This is a genomic window from Lutimaribacter saemankumensis (assembly GCF_900100005.1).
GTDB lineage: Bacteria > Pseudomonadota > Alphaproteobacteria > Rhodobacterales > Rhodobacteraceae > Lutimaribacter > Lutimaribacter saemankumensis.
Window position 1 is genome coordinate 68,841 of the sequence record NZ_FNEB01000002.1, and the last position, 22,730, is coordinate 91,570.

Sequence of the window (22,730 nt, forward strand, 5' to 3'; positions counted from 1 at the left end):
CCCCCTCAACCAGTCAGGCCCAGCTTTTCGGCCATGCCGATGCGCTGGATCTTGCCCGTGGCGCCTTTCGGGATTTCTTCCAGGATCACCACACTGCGCGGCACCTTGAAATCGGCCACATGCTGCGCTGTGAAATCGCGGATCGCGCGCTCGTCGAGGGACGAACCCTCTTTCAGCACCACGGCAGCGGCGATCTCTTCGCCCAGCTTGTCGTGCGGCACCGCGAAACAGACGACCTGCGCAATTTCGGGGTGCGACAGCATCACGGCATCCACTTCGAGCGGGCTGATCTTTTCACCGCCCCGGTTGATGATTTCCTTCAGCCGACCGGTCAGGCTCAGATACCCTTCGTCATCGAATGCGCCCTGATCGCCCGTGCGGAACCAGCGCTTGCCTTCGGCCATGAAGAAGGACGATTCATTGGCCTTAGGGTTGCCCTCGTAGCCCGGCGTCACGTTCGGCCCGGATATCACCACCTCGCCGGTCGCGCCGGCACCGAGCAGCCTGTCCTCGGCCTCGTCAGCGATGCGCACTTCGGGGCCGGCGGCCACGCCGACCGACCCGGGCTTTTGTTCGCGCGGCGGCAGCGGGTTGCAGCACATCTGGTGTGTCGCCTCGGTCATGCCGTAAGCCTCGATCACCGGGGCGCCGAAGGTATCGACCAGCGACCGCATGACAGGGGCCGGCAACGACGCGGAAGACGAGCGCAGAAAGCGCAGGCCAGCGTTTTCGATGATTGCGGCGTTGCGGTCGGCGCGCGCAAGGATGGCCTGATGCATCGTCGGCACCGCAGTGTACCATGTCGGCCTGACCTCTTCGAGCTGCGCAAAGAACCGCAGCGCGTTGAACCCGGGCGCACAGGAAATCTGCGCACCCGCGGCCAGTGAGGCCGAAACCGCCGCGATCAGCCCGTGGATATGGAACAGCGGCATAACGTTCAGGCACCGATCTGACGGCGTCAGCGCCAGAGATTCCAGGATGTTCTGGGCGGACGCGTAGACGTTCGACTGCAATAGCGGCACGATCTTGGGCCGCGATGTGGTGCCCGAAGTGTGCAGGATCAGCGCAACATCGTCTTCGGCGGGCTGGGCGGTGTCGCAGGCTCCGAGGCTCTGTTCCGAAGACAGGGTGAAACTGCCGGCCGGGGCCGCCGCATCGAACGACAGCCGCAGGATCGCGACGCCGAACTTCCGCGCCGCCGGCAAGGCCGGGCCGTCGTAGTCGTCGGCCATGATCAGGGCCTTGGCCTTGAGGTCTTCAAGGTAGAACTCGTATTCCTCTTCGCGGTAGGCGGGATTCAGCGGTGCGGTGGTCGCCACCTGCGCCACCGTGAAAAACGCGGTCGCCATCTCGGGGCCGTTGGGCAGAACGATCGCCACCCGGTCGCCGCGCCCGATGCCCAGCCCGTGCAACGTGCTGGCCACATCGGCCGACAAGTCGCGCAGGGCGCCATAGCTCAGCCAGTCACGATCCGGTGCCCCGATGGCGGGGGCCTCTGCCGGATGGTTTGCGATCAGGGCGGAAACGGTTCGGCTCATGTCATGCTCCGTTCTTGCAGGGCGGTTTTGATGGGTCAGACGGCGTATGCTAGCCCGTCCGAACGTGGATCGTTCGCGGCCTCGAAATGGCCGCCGGGATGATGCACGACAGCGCCGGCATGGCCCATCAGGCTGGAAAAGGCGGGCGTCAGCTCGACCTCGTGCCCGGCCGCCTTCAACGCCGCGATCAGCGCGGGGTCGAAATTTTCCTCGAGCTTCAGGCTGGTCGTATCGTCGCCCCATGTCTTGCCAAGCAGCCAGCGCGGCGCGGTCACCGCCTGCTGCAGCGGCATCCCGAACTGGGCATAGCGCGAAAAGACTGCCGCCTGCGTCTGCGGCTGGCCTTCGCCGCCCATCGTGCCATAGGACATCACGCGCCCGTCGTTCAGCACAGCAAGCGCGGGGTTCAGCGTGTGGAACGGCCTGCGCCCCGGTGCCAACTGGTTCGGCCCCGGCGCCAGCGAAAAGCCCGCGCCGCGATTCTGGAACACCACGCCCGTTTCCGGGCAGGTCAGCCCGCTGCCGAACTCCCAAAAGACGCTCTGGATAAAGCTGACGACGGTGCCGTCGGCATCCGCCGCGCCCATCCAGATCGTGTCGCCATCCTTGGCCTCGTGCGGCCAGGGCAGCGCGTGCACCGGATCGACGGCCGCCGCCATCGCATCGAGCCGCGCATCGTCAAGAAAGCTTTGCGCCGCGGCCCGCATCGCGCCCGGATCGCCAAGCTCGGCATTGCGCAGGATAAACGCCTGCTTGGTCGACTCGACCAGCCCGTGGATATGCGCAAAGCCTTCGCCGTCGGTGATCCCCAGGCGGTCGAAGACGCCAAGTATGGCCAGCGACGCCATGCCCTGCGTTGGCGGACCGAGATTGTAGAGCGTCCCCAGCGAGGTGGTGATGGTCAGCGGCTCCTGCCTTGCCGCGGCGTAGTTCTGGAAATCCGAAAGCCGCAGCGGGCTGCCCTGCTGTTCTAGAAACCGCGCATGGCTGCGCGCGATGTCACCGCGGTAATAGGCATCGGTGCCTTCGCGCGCGATGGTGTCCAGCGTTTCGCCCAGCGCGGCCTGCACCAGCCTTGTGCCCGGTTCCGGGACCTTGCCGTCGACAAGGTAGATGTCGCCGAACCCGGTCACGTCGCGCAGACCGTCGATTTTCTCGGCGGTCGTGACGGACTGGTTGCGCGTCACCGCGACCCCGTTCCGCGCCAGATCGATGGCCGGCGCAAGCAGATCGGCCAGCGGGATACGGCGTTTTTCATCGACAAGCGCCAGCGCTTCCTGCCAGCCGCCGACCGAGCCCGGCACCGTCAACGCCGCCAGCGGTCCACGCGCGGGAATGGCCGCACCGTGCCCTTGTTCGGCGTACCAGTCCGGCGTTGCCAGTCCGGCGGCAAACCCGCACGCGGAAATCGCGACCGGGCGCTGCCCCTTGCGATGGATCAGCCAGAACCCATCGCCTCCAATCCCGTTCATGTGCGGATAGACAACGGCGATGGCGGCTGCCGCCGCAACCATCGCCTCGATCGAGGAGCCGCCCGCATCCAGAACATCGGCCCCGATTTTCGACGCAACGCGATGCGGCGCCGTAAAGGCGCCGCGCAAACCAAGCGCAGTTTCTATCATGTTGCTCCCTCTTCACGACCGGCTTTCGCACGGCCGTCCCCGTCCTCCTGAGTTGATGCCAGAATGACTGTTTTGGACGGATTTACAAGATCGGGTCCGAGAAACTGCCAGGCGCGCAAGTGACGCACCAGGACGCCAGTTTGCGCATGGCGTGTGTGCTGCAAAGGCACTGTAAGAATGGAAATGGCGGAGACGATGGGATTCGAACCCACGAGACGGTTTCCCGTCTACTCCCTTAGCAGGGGAGCGCCTTCGACCACTCGGCCACGTCTCCGCCGACGGGTTTATCCATCGTGTCCGGCAGGGACAAGCGGAAAATCGGAAAATTGCGATCCATCATTCGCGTGCGCCCCTGCCTGTGTCCGGGCGTCGCCGCGCAGGGGGACGGTTGATTTGCCGATTGCCATGGACAGCGACAACACTATACCGTTTAAGTTGTGCAATCAATTATCACGCAACCTTGACAGAATGCACCCTCAAGAAACCTCCGCTCCCTGCATCGGGCAGAATATCGTACGAAATGCCCGCCTTACCGCGTTGTCGGCCATTGCGGCCTGTCTGCCCGGCACGCTTGTGGCGCAGCAGGCTGGTGGGTTGGCAGGCTACGGGCTTTTCGGCACGCCGTCGCTGATCGAAATGCCAACAGCCGACAGCGCCCCGGATGCGGAACTGGCGACCAGCCTCGGGTATTTCGCGGGAACGGCGCGCACAACGCTCAGCTTTCAGATCACCCCACGGCTGAGCGGCAGCTTTCGCTACACGGCGGTCAACGGGTTGAAGGTGCCGGGCTACAACGTCGACCACGCGCTTGTTCCCTTGCGCCCTCTGCCCTCGGGTGTGAATCCCGACACCTACTATGACCGAAGCTTCGACCTGCGCTTTCGCCTGATCGACGAAACGCTGCGCCGCCCCGCGGTCGCCATTGGTTTGCGGGATTTCATCGGCACCGGGCTTTACGGCGGCGAATATGTCGTCGCGACCAAGTCGCTGACCCCACGGCTGCGCTTGACTGCGGGCCTCGGATGGGGCCGGCTAGGCAGCCACAACGCCATCGGTCGAACGGGCAACCGCCCGGATGACGTGATCGGACAAGGCGGCGTGCCGACCTATGACCGGTGGTTTCGCGGCGATGTCGCGCCGTTTGGCGGGATCGCCTGGCAGGCCACCGACAGCCTGACCCTGAAGGCCGAGTACTCTTCGGATGCCTATGCACAGGAAGTGGCCAGCGGGATTTTCCAGCGCAGGTCGTCCTGGAACCTTGGCGCCGACTACCGGATTTCGGACAACCTGCAAGTCTCGGTCTATTCGCTCTATGGCGGAGAGATCGGGGCCTCTTTGACCTTTTTCAGCAATCTGCGACAAGCGGCTGTTCCCGGCGGGGCCGAGCCCGCGCCACTGCCCGTCAGAGTCCGCGGCGCGGGCGAGCGCGGGGATCTTGGATGGAGGTTCGTCCCCGAGGCATCGGACAATATCAAGGCGCGGCTGAAGACGGCATTACGCAAGGAGGGGCTGGAATACGAAGGTCTTGCGCTTGACCCGACGCGCGCGACGCTAAGGCTGCGCAACACCCGATACCTCAACGAACCGCAGGCGCTGGGGCGCGCGGCGCGCGTGATGTCCCGCATCCTGCCCGGGTCGGTCGAAACTCTGCGCCTCGTGCCGATGGTGAACGGAATGGAGGCGTCGGTCGTGACCTTCCGGCGTAGCGATATCGAAGCGTTGGAAAACGCGCCGGCCTCTGCATTGCTTGCCCGCACGGAATTCGCTGACGGCTACGGCCTGTCGCCCCCGCCCGAAGACGGGCTTTACCCGCAGTTTTCCTGGTCGCTGCGTCCCTTCCTGTCACTGTCGGTCTTCGATCCCGACAACCCGGTGCGGGCCGACGGGGGGCTCAGGCTTTCGGGGCGCTACCGCCTGGCTCCGAATATCGAAATCTCAGGGGCGCTGTCCAAGACGATTGCCGGAAACCTCGATGGCGTGATCCGGGACATCCCGTCGGATCTGCCGCGCGTGCGCACCGACTATGCCGAATATTCGCGCCAGGGCGACCCGGCGCTCGAACACCTGACGTTCAGCGCCTTTGCCCGGCCGGCGCCCGACCTCTATGGCCGGGTCAGCCTCGGCTATCTCGAAAAGATGTATGCAGGGGTGTCGGGCGAGCTGCTATGGAAACCCGTCGACAGCGCCCTGGCCTTGGGGGTCGAGCTGAACTATGCCCGGCAGCGCGACTTTGATCAGCGGTTCGGCCTGCGCGATTATGACAGCATCACCGGCCATGTTTCGGCATATTACGATTTCGGCAACGGGTTCCACGGCCAGGTCGATATTGGCCGCTACCTTGCGGGCGATTACGGCGCGACGCTGACGCTGGACCGCGAATTCGCGAACGGCTGGCGGGTCGGGGCCTATGCGACATTCACTGACGTGCCATTCGACGATTTCGGCGAAGGCTCTTTTGACAAGGGCCTGCGGCTGACCATCCCGATGCAGTCGCTGTTGGGCAAGCCCACACGCAGGACCAACACCGTCACGATCCAGTCACTCACACGCGACGGCGGCGCGCGGCTGAATGTCAACGACCGGCTTTACGGGCGGTTGCGCGATTACCACGAACCGGAGCTGACAAAGAAATGGGGGCGGGTCTGGCGATGACGGGTTTTGTGCGGTCACTCGGCGCCCTTGCGGTCACCCTTTCCCTGGCGGGTTGCGGCAGCGGGCCGGAAACCGGTGCGAATCCGGTTGCCGCCATCAAGGCGATGATCGCGCGTCCCACGCCGCAGCCGCCGCCCACCGGGGCCGACATCGACCGCGTTCTTGCGGCCACCACGGGGCCTTTGATCCTTGTCACGCGCGGCGACGGGCACGGCTGGGCCACAATGCTTCGGATCGAGAGGAACGGCGCCTATGACACCTACGGCACCGCCGACCGCCGCACCCTGACCATGCGCAACGGGATCGTGACCGCGACACGGGGGCTTGGCGGTGACCTGATGTCGTCCGATATCTCGGGCACAGAGGCCCTGATCCTGTCGCGCCGCACAGGCGATGCGCCGCGCATCATGCGCTTCCTGGACGGAGAGGACCGGACGCAGACGATCCGTTTCGACTGCAAAGTCAGCCTGGGCCGGACGCAATCAATTGAACCGGACACCGCCAAATCGAACCTGCAGCTTGTCACCGAAAGCTGCGCCAACGGCGCGCTTCGCTTTGCCAACACCTACCTTGTGGACAGGCAAGGCAGGCTTGTCCGGTCCAGGCAATGGATCGGCGCGCAAAACGCTCACCTGCGGATCGAGATGCTGCGGAGCGCCGAATGAAAAAGGCGCGGCGATAGGGGCCGCGCCTTGAACCTGCGGTACTGGACGCGTTCAGGAATCGCCAGAGGCCGCCACGGCGACAACTGCGATCACCGCAACAGCGGCCGCGATGCCCCCGGCACCGGCCAGACCGGCGGCGCTGCCCTGGGTCGACACGAACGGGTCGTCCGAGGTCTTTTGATCGGCCATGGCCGGTGCGGCCGTGGCCAGCGCAAGCGCGGCGAGTGCCGCCATCGTGAACTTGTTCATACTGATCTGTCTCCACCATTCAGGATACGGGGCGCGCAAGGCGCCGATACAAAGGACTGTCAGCAAGGCTGACTTGCCCTGAATATCACCGACGGAGGGGAAAATGGTTAACGCAGACGAGATTCTGAACCGAGGGTGAACGCGTCCGCGCGACCAGGCGAAAAAAGCCGCGCGGTTTTGGTTCGAAACCGCGCGGTCCGGTGCTGCTCAGGTGTTGAACAGGAAGTGCATCACATCGCCATCCTTGACGACATAGGCCTTGCCTTCGGCGCGCATCTTGCCGGCTTCCTTGGCACCCTGTTCCCCGCCGCAGGAAACGAAATCGTCATAGGCGATCGTTTCGGCGCGGATGAACCCCTTTTCGAAATCGCCGTGGATCACGCCCGCCGCCTGCGGCGCCATCGTGCCCTGGCGAATGGTCCAGGCGCGCGCCTCTTTCGGGCCGACGGTGAAATAGGTTTCCAGGTGCAGCAGTTCGTATCCCGCGCGGATCAGGCGATCCAGACCGGGTTCTTCCAGTCCCATCTCCTCGAGGAACATGGCCGCCTCGTCATCTTCGAGCTGGCTGATTTCCTCTTCGATCCGGGCCGAGATGATGACGTGGCTGTTTCCCTGCGCCGCGGCCATTTCGGCCACCGCAGCGGAATGGGCATTGCCGGTCGCGGCGTCCTCTTCCGCGACGTTGCAGACGTAAAGCACGGGCTTCGTCGTCAGCAGTTGCAGCATTTTCCACGCCTTCGCATCCTCGTCGGACACCTCGACCACGCGGGCGGGCTGGCCGTTTTCAAGAACGTCCTGCGCCATCGCCAGCAAACGGTCCTGCTGCTGCGCCTCCTTGTCGTTGCCCTTTAGCTTGCGCACCAGGTTCGCACGCCGTTTTTCGATCGATTCAAGATCGGCAAGCATCAGCTCGGTCTCGATCACCTCGGCGTCGGCGACCGGATCGACCCGGCCCTCGACATGGGTGACGTCGCCATCCTCGAAACAGCGCAGCACATGGGCGATGGCGTCGACCTCGCGGATATTGGCCAGGAACTGGTTTCCCAGGCCCTCGCCCTTGCTGGCGCCCTTCACCAGGCCCGCGATATCGACAAAGGTCATCCGGGTCGGGATGATGCTGGCCGATTTCGCGATCGCGGCCAGCTTGTCCAGCCGCGCGTCGGGCACGTTCACCTCGCCGACATTCGGCTCAATCGTGCAGAACGGAAAATTCGCCGCCTGCGCCGCCGCGGTTTTCGTCAGCGCGTTGAACAGGGTCGACTTGCCCACGTTGGGCAGCCCAACGATCCCCATCTTGAAACCCATTGCGGCCTCCGTGATCCAGTGTTGCCGCGCTTCTAGTGCGGGCGGGCAACGGGTGCAAGGCGGCTTGGCACGCGGCGCCGTGGGGCATTGATTTTCCCGCGCGCACACGGCACATGGGGCCGGACCAGATACAAGGACACGGCCCATGACCCGGATCGACGACAAATTCGCACAGCTGCGCGCCGACGGCAAAAAGGCCTTCGTGGCCTACATCATGGGCGGCGACCCTGATTACGACCGCTCGCTTGCGGTGATGAAGGGGCTGCCGGGCGCGGGCGTGGACGTGATCGAGCTGGGCATGCCCTTTACCGATCCGATGGCCGACGGCCCGACGATCCAGCTGGCCGGGCAGCGCGCGCTCGAAGGTGGGCAGACCCTGCAAAAGACGTTGGACATGGTGTCCGAGTTCCGCAAGGACGACCCGGATACCCCCATCGTGATGATGGGCTATTACAACCCCATCTATTCACGCGGGGTCGACAAGTTCCTGGTCGATGCGAAAGAGGCCGGCGTCGATGGCCTGATCGTCGTCGACCTGCCGCCCGAAGAGGACGAAGAGCTGTGCATTCCCGCCTCCAAGGCCGGGATCAACTTCATCCGCCTTGCCACGCCCACGACCGATGACAAGCGCCTGCCCAAGGTGCTGCAGAACACCAGCGGTTTCGTCTACTATGTGTCGATCACCGGAATCACCGGCGCGGCCGAGGCGCAAGCCGCCGATGTCGGGCCCGAAGTGGCGCGGATCAAGTCGCAGACAGACCTGCCCGTAGTGGTCGGGTTCGGCATCAAATCACCCGATGCCGCGCAGGCAATCTCGGGCGTGGCCGACGGATGCGTCGTGGGATCGGCAATTGTCAGCGAAATCGCCAGCGGCAAGCCGGTCGAACAGGTGCTCGATTTCGTGCGCGGCCTGGCGGATGGCGCGCACCGCGCCTGAGTTTCCACGCTACTGGTTGGCTTCGGCCTGCTCGGATGCCCAGACCCCTGCCGCCTCGACCGTGACAGGCGATGCGGTGGGCAGAACGCCGACATAGCTTTCGGTTTCATCCACCGGTATCGGCGCCCTCTGGGTCATCCGGTAAAGCGCATAAAGCGCCATGGCGGCAAATGTCACAGCCAGCACCAGCCAGAAGGCGAACGGGCCCAGTTGCTGCATCGCCCAACCCGTGATCATCGGCCCGGCGATCGCCCCCAACCCGAAGGTAAAGACAAGGCCGCCGGATGCGGCGGGCATGTCCTCGGACGACAGGAAGTCGTTCGTGTAGGCCAGAAGCAGCGCATAAAGCGGTGTGGTGACCCCACCGGCAAAAAACGCCGCAGCCATCAGCGCCCAAAGCCCGCCGCCAAAGGCCCATCCCAACAGACAGGACGTCGCGCCGATGGTCGACGCGCCGAAGATCAGTTGCCGCCTGTCGACACGATCCGACAGCCAGCCGATCGGGTATTGCATCAGCAAAGCCCCGGCAAACAGCATCGCCACGAACAGCGCAATCTGGGACGCGGTCATGCCGATCTGGGTGCCGAAAACAGCGCCCATGCCGGATTGCGTGGCATAGACGCTGCCCAGCAGGAAAATCCCCAACGTGCCCAGCGGCGAGCTGATGAAAAGCCGATGCAGCGGCATCGGGCGGGCCACCTCGACCACCGGGGCCGGAGTGACCGACAGCAGGATGGGCGCAAATGACACCGACACAAGGATCGACGCGCCGATGAACAGCACCGAAGTCCCGGCATCGCCCAGCGTCAACAGCCCCTGCGCACCGATGATGCCCAGCGTCTGCGCGATCATGTAGGCCGACAGAACCTTGCCGCGCGTTTCGTTTGTTGCGGCGTTGTTCAGCCAGCTTTCCGCCGCAACATAGATGCCTGACATGCAAAAGCCGACAAGCACGCGCAGCAGCGTCCAGGCCCACGGCTCGGCCAGCAGCGTAAAGGCGATCAGCGCGGCCGACATGAAACTGCCCAGCGCGGCGAACACGCGCACATGGCCGACCCTCTGGATCAGCACCGGGGTCAGGCGCGCACCCGAAAGGAAGCCGGCGAAATAGCCCGATGTCACGATGGCCAGTTCAGTCGCGGAAAATCCCTCGATCCCGCCGCGCAGACCGATCAGCGTAAAATGCATGCCGTTGCCCAGCATGATCAGCACAATGCCCAGCAGCAGGGCCCAGACACTGGACAAGACCGCGATCATCGGTGCCTCCCGGTTCGTTTGCGCGTCGTGGCGTGACATGTCCGCATTGGCACGTCGCGTGGTCGGGCGTTCGATCCGCAACGCCCAACTGACGCGCATTTACGACAAACGGGAGGTGTTGGGGCCTCGTGATACTGTTGGTCGCAGGCCGATTCAGAAGTGTCTGGCAACAGCCCCGGGACTCATGCGGCGAAGCGCGCGCGGATCACCCGGTCAGGCCTGCGCCCTCTTCGGCGCCCAACATGATGTTGAGGTTCTGAACCGCCGCACCCGAGGCCCCCTTGCCGAGGTTGTCGAGCGTCGCCAGCAACACCACGCGGTCGCCTTCGGCGCTGGGGAACACCGTCAATTCCATCCGGTTTGTCCCGTTCAGGCGCTGCGGGTCGACACGCGGGCCGATGGCGTCGGGCGCCACCACCTGCACGAACCGCTGCCCGGCATAATGCGCCTTCAGGCACTGTTCCAGATCACCGGCCGTCTGCCCGGCGGGCAGGTGCATGGGTATCTGCACGATCATGCCCTGCGCGTATTTGCCGACGGAAGGCACAAAGATCGGCGTCCGTTTCAGGCCCGCGCTGCGCATGATCTCGGGGATATGCTTGTGCTTGTGTTCCAGACCATAAACGAAATGATCGGGTGCGCTGCCATCCTCGAATTCGGCGATCAGCGCCTTGCCGCCGCCGGTGTAGCCGGAAACGGCATTGATCGTGACGGGCGCGTCCACCGCCAGCAACCCGGCCGAAATCAGCGGAGCAAGCAGCGCGATCGAGCCGGTGGAATAGCAGCCCGGATTTGTCACGTATTGCGCCTGCGCGATCCGGTCACGCTGACCCGCGTCCAGTTCGACAAACCCGAAAGCCCAGTCGGGATTGACGCGATGCGCGGTCGAGGCGTCGATGATCCGCGTGCCGTGCGGGCGGGCGATCTCGACCGCCTCGCGCGCAGCGTCGTCGGGCAGGCAAAGGATGGCGACATCGGCCTGCGCAAAGGCTTCGGCCCGTGCCCCGGCGTCCTTGCGCAAATCGTGCGGCACCTGCACCAGCGTGATGTCATCGCGCGCGATCAGGCGCTCGCGGATCTGTAGACCCGTCGTTCCTGCCTCGCCATCGATGAACACGCTCCACGCCATTGCGGCCTCCTGTCGCTGAAAACTGCGACTGCCTTACGCGCAGATGCGCGCCCGCGCAAGAGATCAGGCCAGGATCACGTCCAACAGCATCATCAGGATAAGCCCGAAGATCAGCCCGGTCGTCGCCCGGTTCTGGTGGCCATAGCGGTGGGTTTCGGGGATGATTTCATGGCTGATGATATACAGCATGGCACCTGCGGCGAAGGTCAGCCCCACCGGAAGCACGTAGATCGACACATGCACCAGCGCCACACCGAGCACGCCACCCACAGGCTCAACCAGCCCGGTCAGGAGCGCGATCGAAAACGCCCGCAGCTTGGAATATCCCTGCCCGCGCAAGGCCACGGCCACAGCCAGGCCTTCGGGGGCGTTCTGCAGCCCGATCCCGGTGGCGAGGCTCATGCCATTGGTGACGTTTCCACCGCCAAAACCGATACCGACAGCCATGCCTTCGGGAAAATTGTGAATGGTAATGGCGATCACGAACAGCCAGATCTTGGGCAACGCGCCCGGATCGGCGCCTTCGGGGCCCACGATGAAATGCTCATGCGGCAGCGAATTGTTCAGCCACGCCACCATCGCCGCGCCCAGCGCAATTCCCAGCGCCGCCAGGAAGGCGGCGGCGGGGACCGAGCCGTAAACCTCCTGGCCCGCGTCGATCCCCGGCAGGATCAGAGAAAAGAACGACGCCGAGATCATCACCCCGGCGGCGAACCCCAGCATCATGTCGTTGGCGCGGCGTGAAATCTGCTTGCCGAACAGAACGGGGATCGCGCCCACCCCTGTCATCATCCCGGCTGCGAGACTTGCGATCGTGCCTATCAGGATGATGCTCATTCGGCCGGCTTTCTTTTCAGAATGTGAGTGGCCGTGTAGCACATAACCACGTCGCCTGACTGGTTCAGCACGTCATAGCGGATCTCGGTGCGGCCGCGGTCGGGGCGCGAGGACGATGGCGTCGACCCTACGACCTCGGCACGGACGCGCAATGCGTCACCCGGGCGCACGGGATGGCGCCATTGCACGTCACGCATGCCCGGCGACCCCATCGAGGCTTCGTTCCAGACGCCTGATTCCAACGTCAGCCGGAACGCGACCAGCATCGTCTGAAACCCGCTGGCGATGATCCCGCCATAGATCGACTGCGCAGCGGCGTCCCGGTCGATGTGAAACGGCTGGGCGTCGTATTCGCTGGCAAAGGCGATGATCTCGTCCTCGCTTAGGCTGCGGCTTTCGGTTTCGAATACGAAGCCAACGTGAAGATCGTCGAAATACATCTTCGGCTGTCCTTTTGACTCGGGCAGACCATACGCCGATGCCGTTTGGCCGCAACCGGATTGCGAATTGCCGATTGTTTCAACGGCGCGGGATCGGTAAGAAATCTTCACCAATGCAGCCAAACGGAGCCCGCCATGACCGTCATCACCTGTATCGACGACTTCAAACGGATCTATCGCCGGCGGGCGCCCCGGATGTTCTATGATTATTGCGAGTCCGGCAGCTGGACCGAACAGACCTTTCGCGAGAACGTGAGCGACTTCGACAAGATCCGCCTGCGTCAGCGCGTGGCGGTGGACATGTCGGGCCGGTCGACCGCAACGCAGATGATCGGGCAGGACGTAGCGATGCCGGTCGCGTTGGCCCCGGTGGGGCTTACGGGCATGCAGCACGCCGACGGCGAGATCAAGGCCGCCCGCGCCGCCGAGAAATTCGGCGTGCCGTTCACCCTGTCCACCATGTCCATCAATTCGATCGAGGACGTGGCCGGGGCGACGTCGAAACCGTTCTGGTTCCAGCTTTACACGATGAAGGACCAGGGCTTTGTCAGCTCGCTGATCCAGCGGGCCAAGGATGCGAAGTGTTCGGCGCTGGTCATCACGCTGGACCTGCAGATCCTGGGCCAGCGGCACAAGGATCTGAAGAACGGCCTGTCCGCACCGCCCAAGCTGACCCTGTCGACAATGGCGAACCTGGCCACCAAGTGGCGCTGGGGCATCGAGATGATGAGCGCCAAGCGCCGCCATTTCGGCAATATCGTGGGCCATGTGCAGGGTGTCAGCGATGCCGCCGATCTTGGTGCCTGGACCGCCGAACAGTTCGATCCGACGCTCGACTGGGACAAGATCGCCAAGATCAAGGAAGAATGGGGCGGCAAGGTCATCCTGAAAGGCATCATGGAACCCGAAGACGCCAAGATGGCGTTGCAGGTGGGGGCCGACGCCATCGTCGTGTCGAACCATGGCGGCCGCCAGCTTGACGGCGCGCTCAGTTCGATCCGCGCACTGCCATCGATCCTGGATGCCGTGGGCGACAAGACCGAAGTGCATATCGACAGCGGCATCCGCTCTGGTCAGGACGTGCTCAAGGCCGTCGCGATGGGTGCGAAAGGCACCTATATCGGCCGCGCCTTCGTCTATGGGCTGGGCGCGATGGGCCAGCAAGGCGTCACGAAGGCGCTCGAGGTGATCCACAAGGAAATGGACGTGTCCATGGCGCTGTGCGGCCGCCGCCGCATCGACGAACTGGGCCGCGACATCCTGAAGATCCCCGCCGATTTCGAAGGCCGCTGGGCCGACTGACGCGGGCCGGGGCCGGCCGGGCCTAGACCATCCCCCCGCGCAACGTCATCAGCGCGATGTAGCCCGCATAAAGGGCCAGCAGCGTCACGCCCTCGGCCCGCGTGATGCGCCAACCCGACACCGCGACCCAGATCAGGATCGCGGTGGCGGCCAGCATGACCCACAGATCGACGGCAACGATCCCGGCGGGCATGGCGACGGGATGCACAAGCGCCGTACCGCCGAGGATGCCCATCAGGTTGTAGATGTTTGACCCGACCACATTGCCGAAGGCAACCGCCCCCTGCCGCCGCAAGGCCGCCACGACCGAGGTCGCCAGTTCCGGCAGCGACGTGCCAACAGCGACAACGGTCAAGCCGATCACAGCGTCCGATATCTGCCAGCCACGGGCCAGTTCGATCGCGGCGCCCACCAGCAGCGACGCGCCATAGACCGTCAACGCAATGCCGCCCGCACTGACCGCCAGCGCCAGCAGCGGCGCACGCGGCCATATCGTGGCGGCGGGGGCATCGTCAGCCACGCGCGCGGCCGTGGCCCGGCGGTCCGCCAGGTAGGCCAGCCCCAAGTATAAACCCAGCCCTCCCAGCAGCCCCAGACCCATCCAGCGCGACAGAACGCCGGCCTGCGCCAACGCCATCACCGCCAGCGCCGACAGCGCCAGCCAGAGCCCGTCACGCCGGAAATCGCTTTTCGCGACGGCAATGGGGGCGATCAGCGCCGCCAGACCGAGGATCAGCAGGATGTTTGCGATGTTTGACCCCACCACGTTGCCAACCGCAATACCGGGTGAGCCGGCAAGCGCCGCCTGGATCGAGGTGACAAGCTCGGGGGTCGAGGTGCCGAAGCCGACGATGGTCAAGCCGATCAGCAGGGGCGACACGCCAAGCCGCGCGGCCAGCGACACCGCGCCCCGCACCAGAAAATCGCCGCCTGCAAGCAGCAACAGCAGGCCGGCCAGAAGCTCGAGATAGATCATGGGATGTAACGCGGCTGGCGATCTTCGGCGACAGGTGTCCGACATCGCAGGTGGCCAGCAACCCTGCCAGAGGGGCCCGGACCCCGTTACCGCGCGATATCAGCACCGCCCCCGCGCCTTTCAATGGCGCGGGGGCGGATTATTTTCGACGAGTGCGCGATCAGCCCAGAACTGCCTTCACGGCCTTGGCGGTCTTGCCCACCACCTCGTCGGCCTCGGCCTTGGTCAGGCAGAACGGGGGCGCAAAGCCCAGGATGTCGCCCTGCGGCATTGCCCGCGCGATCACCCCCTGCTCCAGCAGCGCGGCGGCCACCTGCGGGCCCACCTTGTCGGCAGCATCGAAGAAAACGCGCCCGTCGCGCTCTTTCACGAATTCGACCGCGCACAACATGCCCTCGCCCCGGATGTCGCCCACATGGGCATGATCGCCCAGCGCATCAGCCATCGCAGCGTTCAGGTAAGCGCCGGTTTCGCCCGCGTTCTGCACAAGGTTCAGATTGTCGATCAGGCGCAGGTTGGCGACACCCGCCGCCGCGCCGATCGGATGCGCCGAATAGGTCCAGCCATGGCCGATCGGGCCAAGTTCGTCTGTGCCCTGCTCCAGCACCTGCCAGACCTTGTCGCTGACGATGGACCCCGACAGCGGCGCATAGGCGCTGGTCAGACCCTTGGCGATGGTGATGATATCGGGTTTCATCCCGTAATGGTCCGATCCGAACATGCTGCCCAAACGGCCAAACCCGGTCACGACCTCATCCGCGATCAGCAGGATGTCATGCTTGGCCAGCACTTTCTGGATGGCTTCCCAATAGCCGGCGGGCGGGGGCACGATGCCGCCGGTGCCCAGAACCGGTTCGCCGATGAAGGCGGCGATGGTATCCGCGCCTTCGGCCTCGATCAGTTCCTCCAGAGAGGCCACACACCCGGCCACGAACTGCTCTTCGGTCTGGGCCAGGTCGTCGCGGCGGAAGTAATAGGGCGCGTCGGTATGGATCACCTGCGCCAGCGGCAGGTCGAACTTCTTGTGGAACAGCTCCAGCCCGGTCAGCGAGCCCGTCACCAACCCCGAGCCGTGATAGCCCCGCCAGCGGCTGATGATCTTTTTCTTTTCCGGCCGGCCCAGCACGTTGTTGTAGTACCAGACAAGCTTGACGTTGGTTTCGTTCGCATCCGACCCGCCAAGCCCGAAATAGACCTTGCTCATGTGATCGGGTGCGCGGTCCAGGATCATCCTGGCCAGCGTGATCGACGCCTCGGTGCCATGTCCGACATAGGCGTGGTAATAGGCCAGCTCACGCGCCTGATCGGCGATCGCCTCGGCGATCTCGGGGCGGCCATAGCCCACGTTCACGCAGTACAGCCCGGCAAAGGCATCCAGCAGGCGGTTGCCGTCGCGATCCTCGATATGGCAGCCCTGCCCGCCCGTCACCACGCGTTGCGGCGCCTCGCCGCGCGCGAATTGCGCGAGGTGGGTCGAGGGGTGGAAAAACGTATCGCGATCCCATTGTTCCAGTTGGTCGTTCTTCAGCATGTCGGTCCTTTCTGCATCCTTGCGATGCCGTACGGGCTCAGGCCCAGTCGCGGCAGACGTATTTGATCTCGGTGAATTCCTCGAGGCCCTGACGCGCCCCTTCCCGGCCCAGGCCGGATTGCTTCATGCCGCCGAACGGGATCGGCGCGCCCGTCACCTTGGTGCGGTTGACGGCGACCATGCCGAACTGCAGTGCGCGGCTGATGCGATAGATGCGGCGCGGGTCTTGCGTGTGCACATAGGCGACCAGCCCGTATTCGGTGGCGTTGGCGCGGGAGATGACCTCGTCCTCGGTGTCGAAGGGCGCGATGGGCGCAACGGGGCCGAAGGTTTCTTCGTGCATGATCGCGGCATCGGCGGGCACGTCGGCAAGAACGGTGGGTTCAAAGAACAGCGGGCCCCGCGAATGGCGATGCCCGCCGGTCAGCAGCCGCGCGCCCTTGTCCAGCGCGTCGCGCACATGCTCTTCCTGCTTTTGCACGGCCTTTTCGTTCATCAGCGGGCCGATATCGGGATCGTCCAGACCGGTCCCGATGGTCAATGCCTTCGCGGCCTCGGTAAAACGCTCGCAGAAGGTGTCATAGATCGCACGTTCGACGAAGATGCGGTTGGCGCCCAGGCAGTCCTGACCCGACGTCGCGAATTTCGCCTTGATGGTTTCCGCCACGGCGTTGTCGAGATCGGCACCCTTGAACACGATCACCGGGGCATGGCCGCCCAGTTCCATCACCAGCCTCTTTACCGTGTCCGCCGATTGCCGGTACAGCAGCCGCCCGATTTCGGTCGATCCGGTAAAGGACAGCGCGCGCACGCGGGTATCCTCGGTCCAGGGCTTTACCACCTCGGGTGCCTCGCCCGTCACTACGTTGAACACGCCCGCCGGCAGGCCGGCGCGCTCGGCCAGTTCGGCCAGCGCCAGCGCGCTGTAAGGCGTTTCCGCCGACGGATGCGCCACCACGGTGCAGCCCGCCGCCAGCGCGGCCGCCGCCTTGCGCGTGAGCATGGCGCTGGGAAAGTTCCACGGCGTGATCAGCGCCGCGACGCCCACCGGCTCGCGCCACAGTTCGACCTCGGCATCGGGCAGGTGGCTGGTGACGCCCTCGATATTGGGGCGACGGGTTTCCTCGGCGTAGAACTCGACGAAGGACGCGGCATAGTCAATCTCGCCCCGCGCCTCGGAGATCGGCTTGCCCTGCTCCAGCACCATGATGCGGGCCAGGTCTTCCTTGTGCTCCATCATCAGGTCGAACCAGCGCCGCAACACCGCCGCGCGGTCCTGCGGCAGCGTGACGGACCAACTGGCGAACGCGGCCTGCGCCGCATCCACCGCCTTGCGGCTTTCATCGCCTGACAGCTTGGCCACTTCGCCCAGCCAGGCACCGTCGGCAGGGTTCGTCACGCTGAAGGTCGCGCGATCGGCATTGTCCACCCATTTGCCGCCGACATAGGAAAACTGCCGCACCAGGCGCGGGTCGGCCAGGTCGGCAAGCGGCGATTTGGGCAGGCTGTTGTGCATCGACATGGGCATCCTCCTTTTCGGGCTTTCCCGAAAAGTGGCATGCCGCACACGAGAGCGAGGCTGAATATAGCGCCGTTTGCAGAAGATTCCTCTGCCATAGCGGCACGCGGCAGGAGAATTAGCCGTCCCCGCCCAAAAGCAGATCAAAGGGGGGCGGGGCGCCTTCCTTGACGGTCTTGGTGACGATGTAGGTGTAATAGCGCGCCAGCCCCACCCGCGCCTCGAGAAGGCCGTCGATCAGGCGCTGGTAACTGTCGATATCCGGCGTGACGACCTGCATCAGGTAGTCGAACCCGCCACCGAGCGACCAGCAGGCGGTGATCTCGTCATGCAGCGCCACAGCCTTTTCGAAGGTCTGGAAATGGGCAGCCGTGTGGCCCTCCAGTTCGGCGGCGACGAAAACGGTCACGGACGGGCCCAGCTTGCGCAGGTTGAACCGCGCACCATAGCCCGCGATCAATCCGGCACGTTCCAGTTTGCGCAGGCGTTCCCAGCAGGGTGTCGGTGACAGGCCCACACGATCCGCCAAGGCGGCCTTGGTGATCCGGCCGTCTTGCGCAAGCACTTTGAGGATTTCGATATCGCGGGGATCGAGCCGTGTCATGCCGTGCCTTATATCAGTTTGCCGCGCGCACGTAAGACCACGCTTTGACAAGGTCGCGGCGCCGCGGCACTGTGCGGGAAAATCTGAAGGGATGCGGTGACATGCTGGTTTTCGTGGACGCAAATATCGTTCTGTTCGCGGTTCCGAAAACCGGGTCCACCGCCTATCACCTGGCCCTGCGCGGCAAGGCCGATATCAGCCTGGCCAACAAGGCGGGGCTGAAACACATGACCGCGCGCAAGTTCGACCGCGATTTCGGCCCCTACCTGGCCCAGGCCCACGGGCTGCACCCCGAACGCGTTGCCGTGATGCGCGACCCGCTGGAGCAACTGCGCAGCTGGTATCGCTACCGCCAGGACCCCAAGCGCAAGGGCGCGGGCAACAGCGCGGCGGGGATGTCGTTCGACGATTTCGTGCTGGCTGCGATCGAAGACACGCCTCCGCCCTTCGCACGCGTCGGCAGCCAGTTCGCATTCGTCACGGACGACGCGGGCGATGTGCGCATCGACCACCTGTTCGCCTATGAAAAGCAGGCCGTGTTCCGCCGCTTCCTGGAAGACCGGCTGGGCCAGAAGATCGAGACCAAGGAAAAGAATGTGTCGCCCTCCGCCCCCACGCCGATCAGCCCCGAGGTCGAAGCGCAACTGCGCGCGGCGCGCGCCGACGATTTCGCCCTGCATGCGGCGATCCTGGCGGCAGACGGGCACCTGTTGACCCCGCTGGAGTGACAGGCCCGCCTGTTTGCGGCGGGGCTTATTTTCACCGCAAATGCCGCAAAATATTGCCGGTTTGCCCCGCCATCTTTGCCGCACCCGCTGACGGTATGGGATGACGGCATGAACGAGTTACAGGTTTCCGATCCGCACGGCTTTGCGAAGCTGCTGAAATCGTGGGGCTTCTGGGGTGTCATGACCGGCGCCCTGGCGCTGGTTCTCGTGCTTTTCCAGATATTCGGCCCGGCGCTGGAACCCGCGCCTTCTGCGGCAACCCAGGTGGGCGAGATCGCGGGTGAAATCAAACGCACCGCCTGGCGGAGCTTTCTCGGCCTGCCCAAACCCGAACCCGAGCCCGTCGCCGTCACCTATCGGTCCTACCTGCCGCTGGCCGGCCCGATCCTGGCGACGATCGCCATCGTGCTGTCGCTGATTTCCCTTGTCCTGCGCGAAAACCGGCGCCTTGCGGCTTATGGCACAAGCCTCGGGGTGGGCGCGATCGTGGCCCATTTCTTCTGGTGGGCCCTCTTGGTGATCGCCGGGGTTCTTCTGCTGGTGGCCATCATCGAAAACATCGGCGATATCTTCAGCTTTTGACGACGGCCCCCGCTCGCCCGGTCATCGCGACATCAGGAACTCGGCCACCGCCTGGTAGGCCGGCAGAGAGGTCGGGTCGATGAACCTGTTCTGCGCCCGCGGATACGACGCCAGCCGCACCAGCACCATGTCGGCGGTCGGATCGACATAGATCGTCTGGCCGTGCACCCCGCGTGCGGCATAGGCCCCGTGCGCGTTGTGGAAAACCCACCATTGGCTGGTGTAGCTGCCGTTGGGGATCGTCGGGAAGCCTGCGAATTTCGACGGATCGCCCCCGGCCGAAATCGCATCGACCACTTCGGCAGGGAACAGGCGCGTGCCGTTGATCTCACCGCGGTTCAGCATAAGAACGCCCAGCCGGCCAAGATCGCGCAGGCCGGCCGTCACCCCGCCCCCGGCAAAGGGCACGCCCTTGCCATCGACTGTTTGATAGGCGTCCTGCTCGGCCCCCATGCGCCGCCACAGCCGCTCGGACGCAAGGTCGGTCACCGCCTTGCCGGTCACGCGGCTGATGATCCAGCCCAGCATGTCGGAATTGATCGTCTTGTAATGGAACGCATCGCCGTGATTGCCCTCGGGCTTTACCTGCTGCAGGTATTCCCAGTAGCCATCCGGGCCGGTATAGCCTTCGGGCTTGGGCAGCGGGCTGGCAGCCTTCGAATACAGCCAGATATCGGCATTCGGGTCGGAATAATTCTCGGAATACTGAACGCCCGTGGTCATATCCATGACCTGCCGCACCGTGGCCGTGGCGAATGCGCTGTCACCGATTTCGGGGATCACGTCGCGCACCAGGAGCGTGTCGTCCAGCGCGCCTTCGGCCACCAGGATCTGACCCAGCAAGCCGGTGATCGACTTGGTCATCGACATGATCGCGTGTTTGCCATCCTCTTCGAGGCAGCCGAAATACCGCTCATAGACGACCCGCCCTTGATGCAGGATCAGCATGCCGTCGGTGTAGTTGGCATAAAGCGACGCTTCCCAGGTCATCGGTGCATCGCCGTCGATCGGCATGAATGTCAGCGCGTCGATCTGCTGGCGCATATCCGCGAACTCGGCCGGCGGCAGATAATTCAGCGGCGCAGGTGCGCCCAGCCCGCGGCTGATTTCCTCGGTCGGAAGGAACTCGCGCAGGTGGCAGACCGACCAGCGCAGTTTTGGAAAGCTGAAATAATTGGAATCGGGCTGGGTGATCAGCTTGTCCGCGGGCGGCGGAAATCCCTGCATCCAGCCCATTACGTTGGGGTCGGAGTCCTGCGCCGACAGCGGCGCCGACTGGGCCATGGCCGCGCCTGCCGAGGACAGGCCGGCAACCAGGGCCACGGCCATGCAAAACGGTTTAGAAATTGAAAACGACATTGATGAAACCTCCTGTCCAAATGGGCGCGCTGCCACCGACGACATTGTCTATACCCGTCCCCGGAACAGAGACCGAGACACCAGCCGTCAGGAATGTGTTGCGATTGATGATGCGGCTGTATTCCAGAAACAAATCATCGGCGAGATGGGCATCCGTGACACCCGAAACGACATTGCCGTTGATATCCACGCGTGTCGCCTGTCCGAATTGGATCGGGCTGTTCAATTCGTTCGCGCGGATATGCGCATATCGCAGGGTGATCGTGTCGCGCGGCGTTGGCTGCACTCTCAGCGCCAGGGTCAGTGCGTTGACGTTCGAATTGATGAAGGTCGATGCCGATTTCGATCCCGTCGCCCAGGCGCTTGGGCTGCCCTGGTAATAAAGCGGGTCGAACCGTTCCAGTCCCGTCGTGCCGGGGTCGTCGCCGGAAAAGCTCTGGTAGCCGAGCGTCAGGGTCGGGGTCCATTTCGCCTGCGTAAAGGTATAGGCGGCCGTGACGCGGCCCGCCCAGGCGGACAGGTCGATATCGTCGTTCCACTGATAGGCGAGATCCCCCGTGAACACCCAGTTCCGCAGATTGCCCTCAAACGGGTTCGTCTTGCCATAAAGGCTTATCGTGTTCGTCCCCTCGCGGGCGCCGGGCGTCACGCTCGGCGCGCCGACACCCCCCGGAGCCGCCTGCGGATAGGGCGAGTTGGAGTTCAGCACGTTTACATACGTGGCCCCCAGATAGCCGCCCAGCGGGTCGTCGAAACGCAGGTCGATCCCCGCAAGCTCGTTGCCGCCATCCGTCGAAGGCAGCTCGTTCGGGTCAAGGAAGAACGCGGTTCCGGTCAGGTTCGAATAGGTCAGCCTGGCGATCAGCGCCCGTTCCCACGCCTTGCGGGGCCCGAACTTCAGCGCGCCGCGTTCGAACCCGCTTGTCGCCCCGTTCGCGATCAGCATGCCCGTCCCGAGGCTGAGCTCGCGCGGACCGAGGGACAGATCGTAAGACACCCCGCCGCCAAGATCGCCCCGGATCGCAAGATAGGCCTCTTCCAGCGTGTTGGCGCCGGTGTTTCCGGTGTCGAACGCGTCTGTTCCCCAAGTGTAGGAGGACACCGCCGACAGTTTGCCATACAGCACCGCCCCGGCATCCAGCGTGTATTCGAAACTGAGCCCCGGTTTGACGTAACCTTCCAGCCAGTCGGTATCGGCGTCGAACCCGCTGCCCGGCGCGGTGGTCGCTGCGAGATCCCAGAACAGGTTGCTTTCGCTGACCGCGTTCAACCCGAATTGAAGATGCCCGCGCAGTTTGACGCCATCGGCGTCGTAAAACAGCATCGGGTCGCGGTCCTGCGCGGCGGACGGAAGGGCCATGCAGCCAAGAATTCCGGCAGATACGCCTGCCTTGCAAAGCCGTTTCACACTCATGCCACGTCTCTGATGCGTTGTTGCGCAGGACAAAAGGAACACGTTCAAACATACGCCAGCCCGACACGCCTTTGACGCTTGCCC

20 protein-coding genes and 1 tRNA gene are annotated in these 22,730 nt (G+C 64.3%); 6 read left to right on the forward strand and 15 right to left on the reverse strand.

Going from position 1 to position 22,730, the window contains the following annotated elements; all coding sequences use genetic code 11:
* Nucleotides 1-5 precede the first annotated feature (5 nt).
* The 3 genes from BLT50_RS04995 to BLT50_RS05005 form a co-directional block, all read right to left on the reverse strand.
* Nucleotides 6-1,538 (reverse strand): acyl--CoA ligase, encoded by a 1,533-nt coding sequence (locus tag BLT50_RS04995; protein WP_090027204.1) that lies wholly within the window; start codon nucleotides 1,536-1,538, stop codon nucleotides 6-8.
* Between the two features lie 35 nt (nucleotides 1,539-1,573).
* Nucleotides 1,574-3,160, reverse strand: a complete 1,587-nt coding sequence (locus BLT50_RS05000; RefSeq protein ID WP_090027206.1) for a gamma-glutamyltransferase family protein — start codon at nucleotides 3,158-3,160, stop codon at nucleotides 1,574-1,576.
* 184 nt (nucleotides 3,161-3,344) lie between these two features.
* A tRNA-Ser gene (locus tag BLT50_RS05005) sits at nucleotides 3,345-3,434 on the reverse strand.
* Between the two features lie 194 nt (nucleotides 3,435-3,628).
* Between BLT50_RS05005 and BLT50_RS05010 the strand changes: the two genes are divergently transcribed.
* Entirely contained in the window at nucleotides 3,629-5,812 is a 2,184-nt protein-coding gene (locus tag BLT50_RS05010; RefSeq protein ID WP_090027208.1) for a YjbH domain-containing protein, read from the forward strand.
* The gene (locus tag BLT50_RS05015) at nucleotides 5,809-6,477 is read left to right on the forward strand and encodes a YjbF family lipoprotein (protein ID WP_175491397.1); all 669 of its coding nucleotides are present in this window, start codon (nucleotides 5,809-5,811) and stop codon (nucleotides 6,475-6,477) included. Before BLT50_RS05010 ends, BLT50_RS05015 begins: the two co-directional genes overlap by 4 nt.
* A gap of 51 nt (nucleotides 6,478-6,528) precedes the next feature.
* On the opposite strand, the gene BLT50_RS05020 is transcribed toward BLT50_RS05015, so the two are convergent.
* Both BLT50_RS05020 and ychF read right to left on the reverse strand, forming a co-directional pair.
* Nucleotides 6,529-6,726, reverse strand: a complete 198-nt coding sequence (locus tag BLT50_RS05020) for a hypothetical protein (protein ID WP_090027212.1) — start codon at nucleotides 6,724-6,726, stop codon at nucleotides 6,529-6,531.
* 207 nt (nucleotides 6,727-6,933) lie between these two features.
* Nucleotides 6,934-8,031 (reverse strand): redox-regulated ATPase YchF, encoded by a 1,098-nt coding sequence (gene ychF, locus BLT50_RS05025; protein WP_090027214.1) that lies wholly within the window; start codon nucleotides 8,029-8,031, stop codon nucleotides 6,934-6,936.
* Nucleotides 8,032-8,176: 145 nt separating this feature from the next.
* On the opposite strand from ychF, the gene trpA reads away from it, so the two are divergent.
* Nucleotides 8,177-8,968 (forward strand): tryptophan synthase subunit alpha, encoded by a 792-nt coding sequence (trpA, locus tag BLT50_RS05030; protein ID WP_090027217.1) that lies wholly within the window; start codon nucleotides 8,177-8,179, stop codon nucleotides 8,966-8,968.
* Between the two features lie 9 nt (nucleotides 8,969-8,977).
* Here trpA and BLT50_RS05035 read toward each other — a convergent pair whose 3' ends face one another.
* The 4 genes from BLT50_RS05035 to BLT50_RS05050 all read right to left on the reverse strand — a co-directional run bounded on the left by BLT50_RS05035 (nucleotide 8,978) and on the right by BLT50_RS05050 (nucleotide 12,631).
* Nucleotides 8,978-10,225, reverse strand: a complete 1,248-nt coding sequence (locus BLT50_RS05035) for an MFS transporter (RefSeq protein WP_090027930.1) — start codon at nucleotides 10,223-10,225, stop codon at nucleotides 8,978-8,980.
* Between the two features lie 205 nt (nucleotides 10,226-10,430).
* On the reverse strand, nucleotides 10,431-11,354 hold the full coding sequence (gene argC / locus BLT50_RS05040) for an N-acetyl-gamma-glutamyl-phosphate reductase (protein WP_090027219.1): 924 nt from the start codon (nucleotides 11,352-11,354) through the stop codon (nucleotides 10,431-10,433).
* Nucleotides 11,355-11,417: 63 nt separating this feature from the next.
* Nucleotides 11,418-12,191: a ZIP family metal transporter gene (locus BLT50_RS05045; protein WP_245723295.1), complete on the reverse strand. Its 774-nt coding sequence runs from the start codon at nucleotides 12,189-12,191 to the stop codon at nucleotides 11,418-11,420.
* Complete coding sequence (locus BLT50_RS05050; protein ID WP_090027220.1) at nucleotides 12,188-12,631, reverse strand: MaoC family dehydratase; 444 nt, start codon at nucleotides 12,629-12,631, stop codon at nucleotides 12,188-12,190. The genes BLT50_RS05045 and BLT50_RS05050 overlap by 4 nt, the downstream gene beginning before the upstream one ends.
* Nucleotides 12,632-12,766: 135 nt before the next feature.
* Here BLT50_RS05050 and BLT50_RS05055 point away from each other — a divergent pair, with 135 nt between their 5' ends.
* Nucleotides 12,767-13,933, forward strand: coding sequence for an alpha-hydroxy acid oxidase (locus BLT50_RS05055; protein ID WP_090027221.1), 1,167 nt, complete (start codon nucleotides 12,767-12,769; stop codon nucleotides 13,931-13,933).
* Nucleotides 13,934-13,955: 22 nt separating this feature from the next.
* On the opposite strand, the gene BLT50_RS05060 is transcribed toward BLT50_RS05055, so the two are convergent.
* From BLT50_RS05060 to BLT50_RS05075, 4 genes are all read right to left on the reverse strand, one after another.
* Nucleotides 13,956-14,909 carry a calcium/sodium antiporter gene (locus BLT50_RS05060; RefSeq protein WP_090027222.1) on the reverse strand — a complete coding sequence of 318 codons (954 nt, stop codon included), beginning with the start codon at nucleotides 14,907-14,909 and terminating at the stop codon, nucleotides 13,956-13,958.
* 160 nt (nucleotides 14,910-15,069) lie between these two features.
* Nucleotides 15,070-16,440 (reverse strand): aspartate aminotransferase family protein, encoded by a 1,371-nt coding sequence (locus BLT50_RS05065; protein WP_090027224.1) that lies wholly within the window; start codon nucleotides 16,438-16,440, stop codon nucleotides 15,070-15,072.
* A 37-nt stretch (nucleotides 16,441-16,477) separates the two neighbouring features.
* On the reverse strand, nucleotides 16,478-17,962 hold the full coding sequence (locus BLT50_RS05070; RefSeq protein ID WP_175491398.1) for an NAD-dependent succinate-semialdehyde dehydrogenase: 1,485 nt from the start codon (nucleotides 17,960-17,962) through the stop codon (nucleotides 16,478-16,480).
* 115 nt (nucleotides 17,963-18,077) lie between these two features.
* A complete protein-coding gene (locus BLT50_RS05075; protein ID WP_090027226.1) occupies nucleotides 18,078-18,563 on the reverse strand; it encodes an Lrp/AsnC family transcriptional regulator in 486 nt (161 codons plus the stop codon).
* A gap of 101 nt (nucleotides 18,564-18,664) precedes the next feature.
* On the opposite strand from BLT50_RS05075, the gene BLT50_RS05080 reads away from it, so the two are divergent.
* On the forward strand, nucleotides 18,665-19,291 hold the full coding sequence (locus BLT50_RS05080) for a sulfotransferase family protein (RefSeq protein ID WP_090027228.1): 627 nt from the start codon (nucleotides 18,665-18,667) through the stop codon (nucleotides 19,289-19,291).
* A gap of 108 nt (nucleotides 19,292-19,399) precedes the next feature.
* Nucleotides 19,400-19,873 carry a hypothetical protein gene (locus BLT50_RS05085; protein WP_090027230.1) on the forward strand — a complete coding sequence of 158 codons (474 nt, stop codon included), beginning with the start codon at nucleotides 19,400-19,402 and terminating at the stop codon, nucleotides 19,871-19,873.
* 21 nt (nucleotides 19,874-19,894) lie between these two features.
* Here BLT50_RS05085 and BLT50_RS05090 read toward each other — a convergent pair whose 3' ends face one another.
* Together BLT50_RS05090 and BLT50_RS05095 are read right to left on the reverse strand one after the other, a co-directional pair.
* Complete coding sequence (locus BLT50_RS05090; RefSeq protein WP_245723296.1) at nucleotides 19,895-21,202, reverse strand: serine hydrolase domain-containing protein; 1,308 nt, start codon at nucleotides 21,200-21,202, stop codon at nucleotides 19,895-19,897.
* 10 nt (nucleotides 21,203-21,212) lie between these two features.
* Complete coding sequence (locus tag BLT50_RS05095; protein ID WP_245723297.1) at nucleotides 21,213-22,592, reverse strand: alginate export family protein; 1,380 nt, start codon at nucleotides 22,590-22,592, stop codon at nucleotides 21,213-21,215.
* Between the last annotated feature and the right edge of the window lie 138 nt (nucleotides 22,593-22,730).